The organism is Staphylococcus sp. AS1337 (assembly GCF_051408735.1).
Taxonomy (GTDB): domain Bacteria; phylum Bacillota; class Bacilli; order Staphylococcales; family Staphylococcaceae; genus Staphylococcus; species Staphylococcus xylosus_B.
The window spans coordinates 50,368-70,181 of sequence record NZ_JBOIHZ010000004.1 but is presented as its reverse complement, the minus strand read 5'-3'; the positions used below and the strand labels follow the sequence as shown (position 1 = coordinate 70,181).

Below are 19,814 nucleotides of genomic sequence, written 5' to 3'. Positions count from 1 at the left end.
TATGATCAGATTTGAAATTCACGGGGAGAACCTCACTATTACTGATGCGATTCGCAACTATATTGAGGAGAAAATTGGTAAACTTGAACGTTATTTTAACGATGTTCCAAATGCAACTGCACACGTTAAAGTAAAAACATACCATAACTCAGCTACTAAAATAGAAGTAACTATTCCATTGAAAAACGTTACATTACGAGCTGAAGAAAGTAACGATGATTTGTATGCAGGCGTTGACCTAATTAATAGCAAACTTGAAAGACAAGTTAGAAAATACAAAACACGTGTAAATCGTAGAAATAGAAATCGTGGTGAGCAAGAAGCATTTGCATCACTACCAGAAGAAAATGAAGCAGTAGAAATTCAAAATGACGATTCTGAAAATGAAATCGAAATCATTCGTGCTAAAAATTTCAGCTTGAAACCTATGGATTCAGAGGAAGCAGTATTGCAAATGGATTTATTAGGGCATGATTTCTTCATTTTTACAGATCGAGAAACAGATGGAACAAGCATTGTTTATAAAAGAAAAGATGGCAAATATGGACTGATTGAAACAACTGAATAACATTTTGATTTAGTTTCATATTAGATAACAGTAGCGTTCATGATTATGTTAAATCGTGGACGCTCATTTTTTGCTATGTTACTATAAAATAATTTGAAAGTTGTACATGTATTTGTGTATATTTTTAGTGAAGAAGGTTTCAAAGACGAATTAAAAAATAACTAAAGTTTATGTTTGATATCAGAATTAATAAATATACTGAAATCAATAAGTGTAAATTTAAGCTTATTAATGATAATATAAGTTGTTGTAAGCTAAGAGTTATTAAGCTAAAGGAGCGAACAAAATGGGTTTTTTATCAAAAATTGCAGATGGCAATAAAAAAGAAATAAAACGCCTTGGTAAATTAGCCGACAAAGTTCTTGCATTAGAAGAGGATATGTCGATATTAACTGATGAAGAAATTAAAGGGAAAACAAAAGCATTTCAAGAACAATTACAAGCTGAAGAAGATATAAAAAAACAAAATAAAATATTAGATGATATTTTACCAGAAGCTTTTGCAATCGTACGAGAAGGGGCAAAACGTGTATTCAATATGAGTCCGTATAAAGTACAAGTTATGGGCGGTATCGCAATTCATGGTGGCGATATTTCAGAAATGAGAACTGGTGAAGGTAAAACATTAACAGCAACGATGCCAGTTTATCTAAATGCTTTAACAGGACGTGGCGTACACGTTATTACGGTCAATGAATACTTATCTAGTGTTCAAAGCCAGGAAATGGCTGAGTTATACGAGTTTCTTGGCCTATCTGTTGGTTTAAATTTAAACAGTAAAACAACAAATGAAAAAAGAGAAGCTTATGCATGTGATATTACTTATTGTACAAATAATGAGCTAGGTTTTGACTACTTGCGTGATAACATGGTGAACTATGCAGAAGAGCGAGTTATGAGACCATTAAACTTTGCTATTATTGATGAAGTTGACTCTATTTTAATCGATGAAGCACGTACACCATTAATAATTTCGGGTGAAGCAGAGAAATCTACTTCTCTTTATACACAAGCAAATGTTTTCGCAAAAATGCTAAAAAGTGAAGATGACTATAATTTCGATGAGAAAACAAAAGCAGTTCAATTAACAGAACAAGGTATCGATAAAGCAGAACGTATGTTTAAAATTGATAACCTGTATGATGTGAAAAACGTTGATATTATTAGTCACATTAATACTGCATTACGAGCTCATGTAACACTACAACGAGATGTAGACTACATGGTCAATGACGGTGAAGTGCTTATTGTCGATCAATTCACAGGTCGTACAATGCCAGGCCGTCGATTCTCTGAAGGGTTACACCAAGCTATTGAAGCCAAAGAAGGCGTTAAAATTCAAAATGAATCTAAGACAATGGCATCTATTACATTCCAAAACTATTTCAGAATGTATAATAAATTATCGGGTATGACGGGTACTGCAAAAACAGAAGAAGAAGAGTTTAGAAATATATACAACATGACTGTAACTCAAATTCCTACGAATAAACCGATACAACGTATAGATAAACCTGATTTGATATATATTAGCCAAAAAGGTAAGTTCGATGCAGTAGTTGCAGATGTAATTGAAAAATATAAGCAAGGTCAGCCTGTACTTTTAGGTACCGTTGCAGTGGAAACCAGTGAATATATTTCTAACTTGTTGAAGAAAAATGGCGTACGTCATGACGTATTAAATGCTAAAAATCACGAACGTGAGGCAGATATTGTTGCCAATGCCGGTCAACGTGGCGCTGTTACGATTGCTACGAATATGGCGGGTCGTGGTACAGATATCAAACTGGGTGAAGGCGTTGAAGAAATAGGTGGACTCGCAGTTATTGGTACGGAAAGACATGAATCTCGTCGTATCGATGACCAATTACGTGGTCGTTCTGGTCGTCAAGGTGACAAAGGTGATAGCCGCTTCTATTTATCGCTTCAAGATGAATTGATGGTACGTTTCGGCTCAGAGCGTTTACAAAATATGATGAATCGTTTAGGTATGGATGACTCTACACCAATTGAGTCTAAAATGGTTTCACGTGCAGTGGAATCTGCACAAAAACGTGTTGAGGGTAATAACTTCGATGCGCGTAAACGTGTTCTTGAATATGATGATGTATTACGTAAGCAACGTGAAATCATTTATAATGAACGTAATAATATTATCGATAGTGATACAAGTGGTGATCTAGTCAATCAAATGCTTCATTCAACATTAGAAAGAAGTGTTCACTATCATGTGAATGAAGAAGTAGACGAACCTGATTATGAACCGTTCATTAATTATGTCGATGATGTATTTTTAAATGAAGGCGACTTAAAAGTTGCAGATATTAAAGGGAAAGATAAAGAAGACATAGTTGAAATTGTTTGGAATAAAGTTGAAGTAGCGTTAAAAGACCAAAAAGAAAAGATTGGTACGCAATTTGACGAATTTGAACGTATGATTCTACTTCGCTCTATTGATACACATTGGACTGACCATATTGACACAATGGATCAACTTAGACAAGGTATACATTTACGTTCTTATGGTCAACAAAATCCGTTGCGTGATTATCAAAATGAAGGTCATCAATTGTTTGATGCAATGATGGAAAACATTGAAGAGGACGTAAGTAAATATATTCTTAAATCAGTTGTTTCAGTCGAAGATGATGTAGAAAGAGATAAAGCTACAGACTTTGGTAAAGCTGAGCACGTTTCTGCAGAAGATGGTAAAGAAAAAGTTAAATCATCACCATATGTTAAAGACGAACATATTGGTAGAAATGACCCTTGCCCTTGTGGTAGCGGTAAGAAATATAAAAACTGTCACGGTGCGTAACACATGTGATTATAAATTAAACCGGGAGCATTGATAGTCGTATCATTAACTTCCGGTTTTATTTTTGTTTTATAACATTACAAGTCACATGGAGGAGATTATGGGTAAAGTTGAAATGTTAACACTGAGTTCTGTAGAATAGTGATATTGGATAAAATAAATAAGTATGTTGTGTAAGTACTTCATTTAAATGATAATAGGAGAGATGCAAAATGGAATTATCAGAAATTAAACGAAATATTGATGCTTATAGAGAAAGATTAGAACAACTTAGGGGGTCTCTTTGACTTAGAAGAAAAAGAGACTAATATTAAAGAATTCGAAGAGATGATGACAGATCCTACTTTTTGGGATGACCAAGATAAAGCACAAGAGATAATTGATAAGAACAATGCTTTAAAATCAATTGTGAATGCTTATAGATCACTTGAATCAACTCTGGAAGACATGGATACGACAAGAGCGTTATTATTAGAAGAAAACGATGACACAATGAAGCAAGAATTGGAGCAAGAAGTTCATACGTTTGAAAGTCAGTTAGACAACTTCGAATTACAATTATTGTTAGATGGTCCATATGATGCGAACGATGCAATTATGGAGTTACATCCAGGTGCAGGTGGTACTGAGTCACAAGATTGGACTAACATGTTATTGAGAATGTACCAGCGTTACTGTGAGCAAAAAGGCTTTAAGGTAGAAATTGCTGACTATTTACCAGGAGACGAAGCTGGAGTTAAAAGTGTAACGATAATCGTAAAAGGTCATAATGCTTATGGCTATTTGAAAGCTGAAAAGGGAGTGCACCGTCTTGTTCGAATTTCTCCATTTGATTCTTCGGGACGTAGACATACATCATTTGCATCATGTGATGTAATCCCACAATTTAATAATACCGAAATAGAAATTGAAGTTAATCAAGACGATATTACAATTGATACTTTTAGAGCATCGGGTGCAGGTGGACAACACATCAATAAAACAGAATCAGCCATTCGAATCACTCACCATCCAACTGGCATCGTTGTAAATAACCAAAACGAACGTTCTCAAATTAAAAACAGAGAAGCTGCCATGAAGACTTTGAAATCTAAGTTATATCAATTAAAAATCGAAGAACAAGAACAGGAAATGGCAGAAATTAGAGGAGAACAAAAAGACATAGGATGGGGGAGTCAAATCAGATCTTATGTATTCCACCCGTATGCCATGGTCAAAGATCATCGTACTAATGCTGAAACTGGCAAGGTCGATGCGGTAATGGATGGAGGTATTAATTCATTTATAGAAGCATATTTACGTAGCCAGATGGACCATAGTGAAAAATAGGTATGAATGATACTAAAATAGATGATGTAAAATAGCAAGCTAAAGTTTGATATATATGTGGGGATGAGATAGCAATCAATTTTAAAGTGTTGAGCGCTATCTCATCCCTTATTTTTGAAGTTTTACACTAAATGCAAATAACGGGCATGTGAATTTCAACGAATAAAGAGGTGGTCTATAATTTGAATAGAATATAAATATAAGATTATATATTTTTAATGATTTTAAAATATTAATTATTGGATGTAAAATACATTTTTTAATGTTACATAGTCTGTTACTCGCAGAATGATAATCTTTATTTAAATTTAGTTTTATCAAAGGATTGGACGTATTTTAAATGATATAAAAGAGTTCGTTAAAATTGAAAGTTGACTGTTGTATTACAGTATAATAACAAAGACAAATGTCTAAGAGTTATGTGCTATATTATTCTTGATTAAAATTAAGATAGCAAAGGATGAAATATGTAATGAAGAAAGGCTTAACATTTTCTATAACAACGGCAGCAATGTTTTTTGGTATAAATGGTATAGCATCAGCAGACCAAATCCATACAGTGAAGGAAAATGCTAAATTAACAGATATAGCTCAAGCATTTGCAACAACAACTACTGAAATTCAAAATTTAAATCAAATAAATGATAGAGAGTATGTTCAAGCAGGAGAAAGATTAGTACTTCCAGATAATGATATTGTAGAAGTAAAAGTTGGGGATTCAATTCAAAGTATCGCAACTGCATATCAACTGACAGTTGAACAACTTAATCAGTTGAACCCAAATTTAGGAGAAATGATATATCCTGGTCAACTTATCGCAGTTTCTGAAAAAGGTTCAGCACATTTAAACAATCAAATACAACAAATGTTTAACGAGCAAATCGAAGGGCAAAGTAATACTTCAGACGGTAATTACAATGAAGCAATTAATGAACAATCAACGCCAAATCATACTACAACATCAACAAATGTGACATCTATTGCACCACAAACATGGCCAAATGTTAACGCACAAGATGTAGCTGAAAACAATCAACAAATGCATGTTGATAGTAATGTGGAATCTAAAGAACACTATAGACCAGTCCAACAAACTTCAAATGACAATAACTATTACACATGGGGACAGTGTACATATTACGCTTTCGATAGACGTCAACAATTAGGAAAATCTGTTGGTAATTTATGGGGAAATGCGAATAATTGGGCTTCAGCAGCTCGTCAAAATGGCTATCAAGTAAATCACACGCCAGAAGTTGGAGCTATTTTCCAAAGTAATGCTGGTAACTATGGTCATGTAGGTATAGTGGAACGCAAAAATTCAGATGGATCAATTCTTGTGTCAGAAATGAACTGGCAAGGAGTAGGGCAAAAATCTTATAGAACAGTACACAACACAGGACAATACAATTATATTCACTAATTAATACTAGAGTTTTCAGTTTGATTTAGAACAAATATGTTGATATCTTATTTTATAAGATAATAAGTGAAATCGTAAATTAACGTAGAAGAAATGACTAACTAAACTGAAAGCTATGTTCATGGGAGTGGGGCGACGAAATCATTGTAGAGTAATATGATTTCGCTGTTCCACTCTCTCGTTATATTAATTAAAGTAGTATGTTTATAAATACAAATAAATAATTATTTTTAAGGATATTGGTAAGACATTTTATTTGTTGAGTGATATTATAAAAACAAGTATAATGATTCATTAAATAAACTAGGAGGCGATGTCATGGGAGTACATCAATATTTTAAACGCTTATCTGATTTAGAAAAATTAATTAGATTGCCAGGTAAATTTAAGTATTTCGAGCATAACGTCGCTGCCCACTCATTCAAGGTGACTAAAATAGCTCAATATTTAGGTACAGTTGAAGAGTATCATGGGAATGAAGTGGATTGGAAAAGCTTATATGAAAAGGCATTAAACCATGATTTCGCGGAAATATTCACAGGAGATATTAAAACGCCTGTAAAGTATGCTAGCGGAGAATTAAAGAAATTATTCTCACAAGTAGAAGAGGAAATGGTAGATCATTTTATAAATGAAGAGATTCCAGAACCATATCAAGATATCTATAGAGAAAGACTACAAGAAGGTAAGGACGATTCGTTAGAAGGTCAATTACTTTCAGTAGCTGATAAAATAGATTTATTATATGAAACATTTGGAGAAATTCAAAAACGTAACCCAGAACAACTATTCTTTGAAATATATGAAATGTCGTTAGAGACAATAATGCAATTTGATCACCTTAGCTCAGTTCAAGATTTTATAGAAAATATTATTCCTGAAATGTTGACGGAAAAGTTCATTCCAAAATCTGAATTACGAGAAACAACCATGGCTATTTTAAATAATAGGAACGGGTGAATTGAATGATTTGGTATGCGCTTGCGGCCTTTTTTCCTTGTATATTTGTTGTGTTATTTAGTGTATTAACGAGAAATAAATGGGTAGGAACAATCCTGACATTAGTTATTATTGGTGCCTCTGTACAAAAAGGATTCTTCCATAGTGAATGGATTATTTTTATAGATGTAGTGTCTATGTTGGCAGGATATCTCATTATTGATCAATTAGAATTGCACAAAAAAGAAGACGATTGAAAAGTAAGTATTGAGCAACCTAATTGCTATAATTTAATAAGCGCTTTATAATTATATGACTTGAGATAATTAAGAACATGGTTATAATGCAAATTTATGCAAACATGGTAGAGTGACTATGTTTGTTTTTTATTTATATAGAACAAGATTAATTAAAACGAACAAATGTTTGCTTTTGTGTTTGTTAATCTGTTAAAATATGTAACGAGTATAAGCACCTTCGGAAAAATATTACGCCAAAAAACAATGTATATAGCCTAATAAAAAGATTTAAAATAGGTTCTAAGCGTTAGAAATGATATAGGAAGTAGGGGTTATAATATGGAACATTATCCGTTTAAACTGCATTCTGATTTTGAGCCTCAAGGCGATCAACCAGAAGCCATTAAAAAAATTGTGAATGGTGTCAATGAAGGAAAAAGACATCAAACGTTACTTGGGGCTACAGGAACAGGTAAAACTTTTACAATGAGTAACGTTATTAAACAAGTGGGTAAACCTACGTTGATTATCGCACATAATAAAACACTAGCAGGACAGTTATATAGCGAATTTAAAGAGTTTTTCCCTGAAAACAGAGTGGAATATTTTGTCAGCTATTATGATTATTATCAACCAGAAGCTTATGTGCCATCGACTGATACTTTTATAGAAAAAGATGCTTCTATTAATGATGAAATAGATCAATTACGACATTCAGCAACTAGCGCATTATTTGAAAGAGATGATGTTATTATCATAGCTAGTGTCAGCTGTATATATGGCTTGGGTAATCCAGAAGAATATCGTGATTTAGTCGTAAGTGTTCGTGTTGGCATGCAAATGGACAGAAGTGAATTACTGAAAAAATTGGTTGACGTGCAATATACAAGAAATGATATTGATTTTAGACGTGGTACGTTTCGCGTTAGAGGTGATGTAGTAGAAATCTTTCCAGCCTCAAGAGAAGAAATGTGCATAAGAGTAGAATTCTTTGGTGATGAAATAGATCGTATTCGTGAAGTTAACTACTTGACAGGCGAAGTATTAAGAGAACGAGATCATTTTGCGATATTCCCAGCCTCACACTTCGTAACGCGTGAAGAAAAAATGAAATTAGCAATCCAAAGAATTGAAAATGAATTAGAAGCACGTTTGACTGAATTACGTTCAGAAAACAAATTGCTAGAAGCACAACGTTTAGAACAACGTACGAACTATGACTTAGAGATGATGCGAGAAATGGGCTTTTGTTCAGGTATAGAAAACTATTCCGTTCATCTAACTTTACGACCAACAGGTTCAACACCTTATACGCTTCTAGATTATTTTGGTGATGATTGGTTAGTAATGATTGATGAATCACATGTTACATTACCGCAAATTAGAGGGATGTATAATGGTGATCGTGCTCGTAAACAAGTACTAGTAGACCATGGTTTCCGTTTGCCAAGCGCTTTAGATAATAGACCGCTAAAATTTGAAGAATTTGAAGAAAAGACTAAACAATTAGTTTATGTATCTGCTACACCAGGTCCATTCGAATTAGAACATACAGATGAGATGGTACAGCAAATTATCCGACCGACAGGTTTATTGGATCCTAAGATTGAAGTTCGACCAACTGAAAATCAAATTGATGATTTAATTGGAGAAATTCAAGACCGTATTGATCGAAATGAACGAGTACTAGTAACTACTTTAACTAAAAAAATGAGTGAAGATTTAACTACTTATTTGAAAGAAGCGGGAGTAAAAGTAAATTATTTACACTCAGAAATTAAAACACTAGAACGAATTGAAATTATTCGCGACTTGAGAATGGGCACATATGATGTCATAGTCGGAATTAATTTATTAAGAGAGGGTATTGATATACCAGAAGTGTCTCTCGTAGTGATATTAGATGCAGATAAAGAAGGGTTCTTGCGTTCACAAAGATCACTTGTTCAAACGATTGGACGTGCTGCACGTAATAGTCGTGGTGAAGTTATTATGTATGGGGATAAGATTACTGATTCTATGCGTTATGCGTTGGACGAAACGGAAAGACGTCGTACAATTCAAGAAGCATATAATGAAAAACATAACATTACTCCTATGACTATTAATAAGAAAATACATGATGTGATTAGTGCTACTGTTGATAACGATGAAACTAATGATCAACAACAAACGGAAGTTCCTAAGAAAATGACGAAAAAAGAGCGCGAAAAGACAATTGCAAATATAGAAAAAGAAATGAAGAAAGCGGCGAAAGATTTAGATTTCGAAAAAGCTACAGAGCTTAGGGATATGTTATTTGAATTAAAAGCAGAAGGGTGACACAAATGAAGCAACCATCCATTGTAGTAAAAGGGGCACGTGCCCATAATTTAAAAGATGTTGATATAGAAATACCTAAAGATAAACTTATAGTTATGACTGGACTTTCAGGTTCAGGTAAATCATCTTTAGCATTTGATACAATATATGCTGAAGGACAACGTAGATATGTGGAATCATTAAGTGCATATGCGAGACAATTTTTAGGTCAAATGGATAAGCCAGATGTAGACACGATAGAAGGCTTATCTCCAGCTATTTCAATAGATCAAAAAACAACGAGCAAAAATCCAAGATCTACTGTTGCGACTGTAACTGAAATTTACGATTATATTAGATTGCTTTATGCACGTATAGGGAAACCATTTTGCCCTAATCATGGCATTGAAATAGAGTCACAAACAGTACAACAAATGGTCGATCAAGTCATGAAGTTAGAGGAACGTACTAAGATTCAAATCCTCGCGCCAGTAATTACACATAGAAAAGGCGCCCAAGAGAAGTTAATAGATGATATTAGTAAAAAAGGTTATGTGCGTGTAAGAGTAGATGGTGAAATAACTGATGTAAATGAAGTACCTGCATTAGATAAAAATAAAAACCACACTATCGAAGTAGTCATCGACCGTTTAGTTGTTAAAGAGGGTATTGAATCACGTTTGGCAGACTCTATCGAAACAGCATTGCAACTTTCTGAAGGTAGCCTAATTGTTGATATCATTGATGGCGAAGAATTAAAATTCTCTGAAAATCATGCTTGTCCAATTTGTGGTTTCTCAATTGGAGAGTTAGAACCACGCATGTTTAGTTTCAACAGTCCATTTGGTGCTTGCCCGACCTGTGACGGCTTAGGTCAAAAACTTACAGTTGATTTAGATTTAGTGGTTCCTGATGCTAATAAAACGTTAAATGAAGGCGCTATTGTTGCTTGGGAATCATCTAGTTCTGATTATTATCCAACATTATTAAATCGTGTTTGTGAAGTGTTTAAAATAAATATGGATAAACCTTTTAAAAAGCTTACAGATCGGCAAAAAGATATCATCTTATATGGTTCAAATGGCAAAGAGATTGAATTTACATTTACACAACGTAATGGACAAACGCGCAAACGTACAATGGAGTTTGAAGGTGTAATCAATAATATAAATAGAAGATATCATGATTCTCCATCTGAATTGGTAAGAGAAATGATGAGTAAATACATGACTGAATTGCCATGTGAAACTTGTCATGGTAAACGTTTAAGTCGTGAAGCACTATCTGTTTATATTGCAGGAAAAAATATTGGCGATGTCGTTGAACAATCCATTAAAGAAGCGTTGTATAGTTATGAACATATAGAGTTATCTGAACAAGATAGAAAAATTGCTAACCAAATCTTAAAAGAAATCAATTCAAGATTAGAATTCTTATATAATGTTGGACTAGAATATTTAACATTAAATCGCGCCTCTGGTTCATTATCTGGTGGAGAGGCACAACGTATTCGCCTTGCAACTCAGATTGGTTCAAGACTTTCAGGAGTACTTTATGTCTTAGATGAACCTTCTATCGGTTTGCATCAACGAGATAACGATCGATTAATTAATACGTTAAAGGAAATGCGTGATTTAGGTAATACCTTAATCGTTGTTGAACATGATGACGATACAATGCGCGCAGCAGACTTTTTAGTTGATGTTGGTCCAGGAGCCGGTGAACATGGTGGAGAAATCGTTGCAAGTGGTACACCGAAACAGGTAATGAATAATAAGAAATCATTAACGGGCCAATATTTAAGTGGTCAAAAACGTATTGAAGTACCAGAGTCACGTAGGCAGATTACAGATCGCAAAATTAGCGTGAAAGGTGCGAGAAGTAATAATTTGAAAGACATAAATGTTGATTTCCCACTTTCAACAATGACTGTTGTCACAGGTGTTTCTGGTTCTGGTAAAAGTACGTTAGTGAATGAAGTACTTTACAAATCATTAGCAAAACATATTAATAAATCTAAAATAAAACCTGGTGATTACGATGAAATTCAAGGTATAGACCAATTAGATCGTATTATTGATATTGATCAATCTCCAATTGGTCGAACACCAAGATCTAATCCAGCTACGTATACAGGGGTTTTTGATAATATACGAGATATCTTTGCACAGACCAATGAAGCGAAAGTTAGAGGTTATACGAAAGGTCGTTTCAGTTTCAACGTTAAAGGCGGCCGTTGTGAAGCGTGTAAGGGCGACGGAATTATAAAAATAGAGATGCATTTCTTACCTGATGTGTATGTACCTTGTGAAGTTTGTGGTGGCACTAGATATAACCGCGAAACATTAGAAGTGACCTACAAAGGAAAAAATATTGCTGATATATTAGCGATGACGGCTGAAGAAGCTACGACGTTCTTTGAAAACGTACCTAAAATTCATCGTAAATTGAAAACGCTAGTAGATGTTGGTTTAGGTTATGTAACTTTAGGTCAGCCTGCTACTACTTTATCCGGTGGTGAAGCGCAACGTGTAAAACTTGCTTCAGAATTGCATAAACGATCTACAGGTCGATCAATTTATATATTGGATGAGCCTACTACTGGTTTACATGTTGACGATATTAGTCGTTTGTTAAAAGTGTTAAATACACTTGTAGAAAATGGTGACACTGTAGTTATTATTGAACATAATCTAGATGTGATTAAAATGGCCGACCATATCATAGACTTAGGACCTGAAGGTGGCGATGGTGGTGGCACACTCGTTGCAACTGGTACGCCTGAAGCAATTACAGAAGTTGAAGAAAGTTATACAGGTCGATATTTAAAGCCGGTATTAGCACGTGATACAGTTAAATAAAAATCACGATTCATCATAGACCAACGAACTTTATTAAACAATATAAAAATAGACTCCCTATAAATAACACGATGTTACTTATAAGGAGTCTTTCTTTTTGTTTTACTGTAAAAAATACATAATTGTTGGATGAATGAACTATAAATTGAAAATATCGTTTATAATTAATTAGGCAGTGATGTAATTAAAGAGATTAATTAATTATTAATCTTCTACACTTTTTAATATGGATTATCAATTCTTTTTGATATGATAATAACTATACTATAAAAGTCGAAGAAATATTGATAGAGGTGAACCAATGTTAACTACAAAAAGTTTAGTAGAACGCTTCGAACTTGAGATGATTGCAGGCGAAGAAGGGCTAAATAAGCAAATTAAAAACACTGATATTTCGAGACCTGGATTGGAAATGGCGGGGTATTTTTCTCACTATGCTTCAGACCGTATCCAATTATTAGGTACTACGGAATTATCTTTTTATAATTTATTGCCAGATGAAGAACGTAAAGGACGCATGAGAAAATTATGCCGACCTGAAACACCGGCAATTATTGTCACGAGAGACTTAGAACCACCAGAAGAATTGATTGAAGCTGCTAAAGAACATGAAACACCTTTAATAACTTCTACAATTGCGACTACACAGTTAATGAGCCGATTGACTACGTTTTTAGAACATGAACTAGCTAGGACAACGTCACTCCACGGTGTACTTGTGGATGTGTATGGTGTAGGTGTACTAATAACTGGTGATTCTGGTATTGGTAAAAGTGAAACAGCCTTAGAATTAATTAAAAGAGGCCATAGACTTGTAGCAGACGATAACGTTGAAATTAGAGAAATAAGTAAAGATGAATTAATTGGTAGAGCACCCAAATTAATAGAACATCTACTAGAAATTAGAGGTTTGGGTATTATCAATGTTATGACTTTATTCGGTGCTGGATCGATTTTGACAGAAAAACGATTGCGCTTGAATATTCATTTAGAAAACTGGCACAAAGAGAAATTATACGATCGTGTAGGATTAAATGAAGAAACATTACGCATTTTAGATACAGAGATTACGAAGAAAACTATACCAGTTAGACCTGGCCGTAACGTAGCAGTAATCATTGAAGTAGCAGCAATGAATTATAGACTAAACATTATGGGGATTAATACAGCTGAAGAATTTAACGATCGTTTAAACGCAGAAATTTTGCGTAATGGTAATAATGGTGAGGAGAAATAAGCAATGTTGACATTAAACTATATCGATCCTATTGCATTTGAATTAGGGCCGATTTCAGTCCGATGGTATGGTATTATCATTGCGGCTGGTATACTATTAGGCTATTTTATAGCACAAGCTAGCGTGAAAAGGATTGGTTATGACCAAGATACGCTAGTTGATATTATTTTTTGGAGTGCAATATTTGGCTTTATTGTGGCAAGAATCTATTTTGTTATTTTTCAATGGCCTTATTACATACAAAATCCAATTGAGATACCAATGATATGGCATGGAGGTATTGCGATACACGGCGGTTTAATTGGAGGGTTTGTAACCGGCATTATTATTTGTAAACAAAAGAATATTAATCCCTTTCAAATCGGCGATGTAATTGCACCTAGTATGATTCTTGGTCAAGGTATTGGAAGATGGGGAAATTTCATGAATCACGAAGCTCATGGTGGGCCAGTTTCAAAATCTGTGCTTGAAAATTTGCATATACCCGATTTTATTATTGATAATATGTACATTGATGGTAAATATTATCAACCAACATTTTTATACGAATCCATATGGGATATTTTAGGTTTTGTTATATTAATTTTATTAAGAAAACATCTGCGTGTTGGTGACACGTTCTGCCTTTATTTAATTTGGTATTCTATTGGTAGATTTTTTGTGGAAGGCATGCGTACTGATAGCCTAATGTTAACAAGTGATATTCGTGTAGCGCAGTTAATGTCTATTATATTAATTTTAGTTGGTGTTATCATAATGATTGTTAGAAGAGTGAAATATCGTTCGCCACGTTATAAAGATGTTGGTCCGCTATCATGGCCAAACCCAAAAGTGAAGTGATAAAATAACATGCGGAATTTAAAAAGACAGAAGTCATATGATAAAAACCCATTGTGGCGTATGTACCGTTACGTGAGGATTGTTAAAATTTTCAAGCAGACGGTAATTATTGAAATTTGTCGCTATTTACCTATTGTGAAGTTAAAGCATTGGATATATCGTAAATTTTTGAAAATGAACATCGGTGCAGAAACTGCATTTGCGTTTAAAGTCGTGCCGGATTTACTTTATCCAGAATTTATTACGATAGGTAAAAATTGTGTCATTGGATATAATACAACTATTTTGACGCACGAATTTCTAGTGGATGAGTTTAAAATAGGACCTGTCCATATCGGAGATAATACTTTAATCGGAGCAAATGTTACTATTTTGCCTGGTGTTACGATAGGAAATAATGTCAAAGTAGGTGCGGGTGCCATTGTATCTAAAGATATACCAGATAATACAATGGCTTATGGGAATCCCATACAAATTAAAAGTTAAAAACATAGGAGGTGATCATGGATGGCGCATAACGACAATGTAATATCGATGAAGTTTGATAGTCAATTTTATAAAAAATTAGGTGAGCAAAAATTTCACCAACAAGATTATAAAAAGGCTGCAGAACATTTTAAAAAAGTGCTTGAAATGTCACCTCAAGATTTTGATACAAAAGTAAAATATTCTGAATGTCTAGTAAATATAGGACTAGGTAATAAGGCAGAACATCTTTTTTATGAAAGTATAGCACAAGATGAATTTGTAGAAGAAAGCTATTTTCAGCTTAGTCAACTCAATATTACGATGAATGAAGCTAATAAAGCATTCTTATTCGGAATCAACTATATTACAATGTCTGACGATGAAGATTATAGAGATGAACTTGAAGATATGTTTGAAGTATCCTACCATTCTGCTGAAAAAATTGAAACAGAAAGTCAACTATTCGCCATACAACTTATTTTTCAATATTTATTTTCCCAAGGTCGCTTACCAGAAGCAAGGAATTTTATTTTAAATCAAAATGATGACATACAAGCACATCGTGTCGTACGTAATTTGTTAGCAATGTGTTATTTATATTTAAATGAATATGATACGGCGAAAGAGATGTTTGAACGCTTATTGAGTGAAGATAATAGCGATGTACATGCCTTATGTCATTATACGTTATTACTTTATAATACAAATGATAAAGAGAAATATCATCGCTACTTAAATATTTTAGGAAAAGTTATACCAATGAATGATGACGAATCATTTAAATTAGGGATTGTCCTATGTTATTTAAGACAATATGAAGCATCGCAAAAGATATTACACCCCCTTTATAGAAAGGGGAAATTCCTATCTATACAAATGTATAATGCGCTCAGTTATAATAATTACTATTTAGGAAATTTGGAAGATAGTAAATACTTTTGGGCCAAACTACAAGAGATTACACAAGTAGACGTTGGCCACGCCCCATGGGTTATAGAAGAAAGTAAAGCTTACTTTGATCAACAAATTCTACCATTATTATTAAATGACGATAGTCATCATAGATTGTATGGCATTTTTTTACTTAATCAATTAAAAGGAAGAGAAGTGCTATTGACCCAAGAAATTTGGGGAGTGTTAGAATCTATGAATGATTACGAAAAATTATATTTAACATACCTTATACAAGACTTAAAATTAAATAAGTTAGATTTTATTCACAGAGGTTTGTTAATGCTTTATGATATAGAATCATTGAAAAATATTGAAGAATTATTTATTATATGGATTGATCAAGCGGAAGCGATTATTTCTGAAAAGGTAGATTTAACCAATGTCGATAACTATGTAGCGGCATTTGTATATATGTATTTTCGAAATACTGAAATCAAAGTGACGAAACAACAAGTATTAGAGTGGTTTAATATCTCAGCATATCGCTTGAATAAAACAATTGATTATTTAGTGAGCATATAAGTTTATAAAAAGCAAGAAATCATATATACTTCGCATAATGAATTATTAAATAGGAGGCAATTAAATGGCTGAACAAGTGGATTTTGATATTGCAATTATCGGTGCAGGTCCAGCGGGTATGACTGCTGCAGTTTACGCATCTCGTGCAAATTTAAGCACAGTAATGATTGAACGTGGCATGCCTGGCGGTCAAATGGCGAATACAGAAGAAGTTGAAAACTTCCCAGGATTTGAAATGGTAACAGGTCCAGACTTATCTACAAAAATGTTTGAACACGCCAAAAAATTTGGTGCAAAATATCAGTATGGTGATATTAAATCAATTGAAGATAAAGGATCTTATAAAGAAATCAATCTTGGTAATAATGTAATTACAGCTCATGCAGTTATCATTTCAACTGGTGCAGAATATAAAAAAATCGGAGTACCAGGTGAACAAGAACTTGGTGGTCGTGGCGTAAGTTACTGTGCGGTTTGTGATGGCGCATTCTTTAAAGGTAAAAAATTATTTGTTATCGGTGGCGGAGATTCAGCTGTTGAAGAAGGCACATTCCTTACAAAATTTGCTGATAGTGTTACTATTGTTCACCGTAGAGATGAATTACGTGCACAAAAGATACTTCAAGATCGTGCATTTAAAAATGACAAAATTGATTTTATCTGGAGTCATACGCTAAAAACAATTAATGAAAAAGACGGTAAAGTTGGCTCGATCACATTAGAATCAACTAAAGATGGTGCAGAACAAACATTAGAAGCAGACGGTGTATTTGTTTATATTGGTATGAAACCATTAACAGTACCTTTCCAAGATTTAGGTATTACTAACGAAGTTGGTTATATTTTAACTAATGAAGATATGAGTACTAATATTCCTGGTATTTATGCAGCAGGTGACGTTCGTGAAAAAGGTTTACGTCAAATCGTAACAGCAACAGGTGATGGAAGTATTGCAGCGCAAAGTGCAATTGCGTATATTGAACACCTTAAAGATACAATTGAAGTATAATTAAAAATTTAACTGAGCTATACAAAATTAAGCAATGTAACTCGGTTATAGTTATTGCTAGAATGTTAAACTTACGCTAGATTGTAAGTGAACGCATTCTAGCTTTTTTTACATAAAGAATTATACTAGTGACAAAGTTGTCATGATTAAATCTTAAAAATTAAAAATCATTGAATACAAAAAAATACTATAGTGACAAATGCTTAGACTACTACCTTAGACCTTTTTCATGTAAAATAGTTTATGATACTATGATACTATTAGATATAAAAAAGTTACTTTTAAGGAACGAACATAATAGTCGCTCAATATAACGATTTAACAATAATTATGATAAATAAACAACGGATGGTGTGAAAAAATGCAACCGGAAGAACAAGATATAGTGAAAAGTGAATTATTAGTTGTTACAGGTTTGTCAGGTGCCGGAAAGTCTGTAGTTATACAGAGCTTAGAAGACATTGGATATTTTTGCGTAGATAATTTACCACCAATTCTTTTGCCGAAATTCGTCGAACTTATGCAACAAGGTAATCCTTCCCTACAAAAAGTAGCAATTGCAATAGATTTAAGAGGTAAAGAATTATTTAAGTCGCTTGTTAAAGAAATTGATTTAATCAAAGGTGATTCAGATGTTATCGTTGATATGATGTTTTTAGAAGCATCTAATGAAAGATTGATTTCTAGGTATAAAGAAACACGTCGTGCACATCCTTTGAATGAAAGAGGACAGCGCTCATTAATTGAATCTATTGAAGAAGAACGCGAACTATTGACTGAGATTAAGAGCTTGGCAAACTATACGATTGATACTTCACAAATGAAGCCAAAAGAATTGCGTAAACGTATTGGTGACTATTTCAATCAAAGTAATTATCAAACTTTTAATATCAATGTAACAAGTTTTGGGTTTAAACATGGTATACAAATGGACGCTGACTTAGTGTTTGATGTGAGGTTTTTACCAAATCCACACTATGTTGATGATTTGAGACCGTTAACTGGTGAAGATGAACCGGTCTATAAATATGTCATGAAATGGAAAGAAACTGAAACTTTTTATGAAAAATTAATCGATTTATTAAAATTTATGATACCAGGTTACAAAAAAGAAGGTAAATCTCAACTTGTTATTGCCATTGGATGTACTGGTGGACAACATCGTTCTGTCGCATTAGCCAAACGAATCGGAGCAGAACTCAAAGAGAGTTTTGACTATAATGTTTATGTGCATCATAGAGATGCACATGTCGAAAGTGGCGTGAAACATAAAGATGAGAAGAATTAAACTTGTACTTATAGGTGGAGGTACAGGTTTATCCGTTTTAGCACGCGGTTTAAAAGGTTATCCCATAGATATTACGACAATTGTTACAGTTGCTGATGATGGGGGTAGTACTGGAAAGATAAGAAGCGAAATGGATATACCTGCTCCAGGTGATATACGAAATGTAATTTCAGCATTAAGCGAAACTGAATCAACAATAGAACAATTATTCCAATATCGTTTTAAAGAAAATCAAGTTGAAGGGCATTCTTTAGGTAATTTATTGATTGCTGCACTTACAAACATTAATAATGATTTTGGACATGCAGTTAAAGAATTGAGCAAAATATTAAATATCAGAGGAAGCGTCATCCCTTCAACTAATACGAGTGTAAGATTAAATGCAGTGATGGAAGACGGAGAAATTGTATATGGTGAATCTAAAATACCTAAAAAGAATAAAAAGATAGAACGTGTATTTTTAGAACCAGAAGATGTAAGACCAATGGAAGAAGCCGTAGAAGCTATTGAAGAAGCCGATTTAATTGTAATGGGGCCAGGATCTTTATATACGAGTGTTATATCTAATCTCTGTGTTAAAGGCATCTCTGAATCATTACTTAAAGTTGATGTGCCTAAACTATATGTATCTAACGTTATGACCCAACCAGGAGAAACGAATCATTACACAGCACTTGACCACGTTAAAGCGATACATGATCACATAGGAAATAATTGTATTAACTATGCCATTTGTAGTACGCAACCGTTTCATGGAGATGTAGTCGAACGCTATAGAGAAGATAACGCTGAGCCTGTGCGATGTGATATAGCCGAAATGGAAGCTCAAGGTATTAAAGTTTTTACACATCCAAACCTGGTTGAAGTTTCCTCTGAAAATTATGTACGACATAATACTGAAGTTCTTTCTAAGATGATATATGAAATTGCTATGCAGGAAACAGAGACAATAGAATTTACTCGCGATAAAGAAAATAATGAAAAGCATTAAGTGAGACTATAAAGTTAAGAAGGGACT

The 19,814-nt window shown here is 33.6% G+C and carries 15 protein-coding genes; all 15 read left to right on the top strand.

Annotated features, from left to right (window positions below):
* Position 1: 1 nt before the first annotated feature.
* The 15 genes from hpf (at position 2) to ACSUE0_RS07605 (ending at position 19,787) form a co-directional block, all read left to right on the top strand.
* The gene (gene hpf, locus ACSUE0_RS07675) at positions 2 to 568 is read left to right on the top strand and encodes a ribosome hibernation-promoting factor, HPF/YfiA family (RefSeq protein ID WP_119613405.1); all 567 of its coding nucleotides are present in this window, start codon (positions 2 to 4) and stop codon (positions 566 to 568) included.
* Positions 569 to 854: 286 nt separating this feature from the next.
* The gene (gene secA / locus ACSUE0_RS07670; protein WP_119613406.1) at positions 855 to 3,386 is read left to right on the top strand and encodes a preprotein translocase subunit SecA; all 2,532 of its coding nucleotides are present in this window, start codon (positions 855 to 857) and stop codon (positions 3,384 to 3,386) included.
* 212 nt (positions 3,387 to 3,598) lie between these two features.
* A protein-coding gene (prfB, locus tag ACSUE0_RS07665; protein WP_436956848.1) for a peptide chain release factor 2 occupies positions 3,599 to 4,715 on the top strand; the annotation gives its coding sequence in 2 pieces (ribosomal slippage) (positions 3,599 to 3,670 and positions 3,672 to 4,715; 1,116 coding nt in all).
* A gap of 472 nt (positions 4,716 to 5,187) precedes the next feature.
* Complete coding sequence (locus ACSUE0_RS07660) at positions 5,188 to 6,138, top strand: CHAP domain-containing protein (RefSeq protein ID WP_119613408.1); 951 nt, start codon at positions 5,188 to 5,190, stop codon at positions 6,136 to 6,138.
* A 318-nt stretch (positions 6,139 to 6,456) separates the two neighbouring features.
* On the top strand, positions 6,457 to 7,098 hold the full coding sequence (locus ACSUE0_RS07655; RefSeq protein ID WP_017722499.1) for a YfbR-like 5'-deoxynucleotidase: 642 nt from the start codon (positions 6,457 to 6,459) through the stop codon (positions 7,096 to 7,098).
* Between the two features lie 5 nt (positions 7,099 to 7,103).
* Complete coding sequence (locus tag ACSUE0_RS07650; RefSeq protein ID WP_107531850.1) at positions 7,104 to 7,334, top strand: CsbA family protein; 231 nt, start codon at positions 7,104 to 7,106, stop codon at positions 7,332 to 7,334.
* A gap of 321 nt (positions 7,335 to 7,655) precedes the next feature.
* Positions 7,656 to 9,638 carry an excinuclease ABC subunit UvrB gene (uvrB, locus tag ACSUE0_RS07645; RefSeq protein ID WP_436956846.1) on the top strand — a complete coding sequence of 661 codons (1,983 nt, stop codon included), beginning with the start codon at positions 7,656 to 7,658 and terminating at the stop codon, positions 9,636 to 9,638.
* A gap of 5 nt (positions 9,639 to 9,643) precedes the next feature.
* Complete coding sequence (gene uvrA, locus ACSUE0_RS07640; protein WP_119613410.1) at positions 9,644 to 12,478, top strand: excinuclease ABC subunit UvrA; 2,835 nt, start codon at positions 9,644 to 9,646, stop codon at positions 12,476 to 12,478.
* Positions 12,479 to 12,779: 301 nt separating this feature from the next.
* On the top strand, positions 12,780 to 13,715 hold the full coding sequence (hprK, locus tag ACSUE0_RS07635) for an HPr(Ser) kinase/phosphatase (RefSeq protein ID WP_017722495.1): 936 nt from the start codon (positions 12,780 to 12,782) through the stop codon (positions 13,713 to 13,715).
* A 3-nt stretch (positions 13,716 to 13,718) separates the two neighbouring features.
* Positions 13,719 to 14,555 (top strand): prolipoprotein diacylglyceryl transferase, encoded by an 837-nt coding sequence (lgt, locus tag ACSUE0_RS07630; RefSeq protein ID WP_119613411.1) that lies wholly within the window; start codon positions 13,719 to 13,721, stop codon positions 14,553 to 14,555.
* A 9-nt stretch (positions 14,556 to 14,564) separates the two neighbouring features.
* A complete protein-coding gene (locus ACSUE0_RS07625) occupies positions 14,565 to 15,041 on the top strand; it encodes an acyltransferase (RefSeq protein ID WP_119613412.1) in 477 nt (158 codons plus the stop codon).
* 21 nt (positions 15,042 to 15,062) lie between these two features.
* Entirely contained in the window at positions 15,063 to 16,499 is a 1,437-nt protein-coding gene (locus tag ACSUE0_RS07620) for a tetratricopeptide repeat protein (RefSeq protein ID WP_119613413.1), read from the top strand.
* A 64-nt stretch (positions 16,500 to 16,563) separates the two neighbouring features.
* The gene (gene trxB / locus ACSUE0_RS07615; protein WP_436956842.1) at positions 16,564 to 17,508 is read left to right on the top strand and encodes a thioredoxin-disulfide reductase; all 945 of its coding nucleotides are present in this window, start codon (positions 16,564 to 16,566) and stop codon (positions 17,506 to 17,508) included.
* A gap of 361 nt (positions 17,509 to 17,869) precedes the next feature.
* Entirely contained in the window at positions 17,870 to 18,796 is a 927-nt protein-coding gene (gene rapZ / locus ACSUE0_RS07610; protein WP_017722490.1) for an RNase adapter RapZ, read from the top strand.
* The gene (locus ACSUE0_RS07605; protein ID WP_119613414.1) at positions 18,783 to 19,787 is read left to right on the top strand and encodes a gluconeogenesis factor YvcK family protein; all 1,005 of its coding nucleotides are present in this window, start codon (positions 18,783 to 18,785) and stop codon (positions 19,785 to 19,787) included. The genes rapZ and ACSUE0_RS07605 overlap by 14 nt, the downstream gene beginning before the upstream one ends.
* The last annotated feature ends 27 nt before the right edge of the window (positions 19,788 to 19,814 follow it).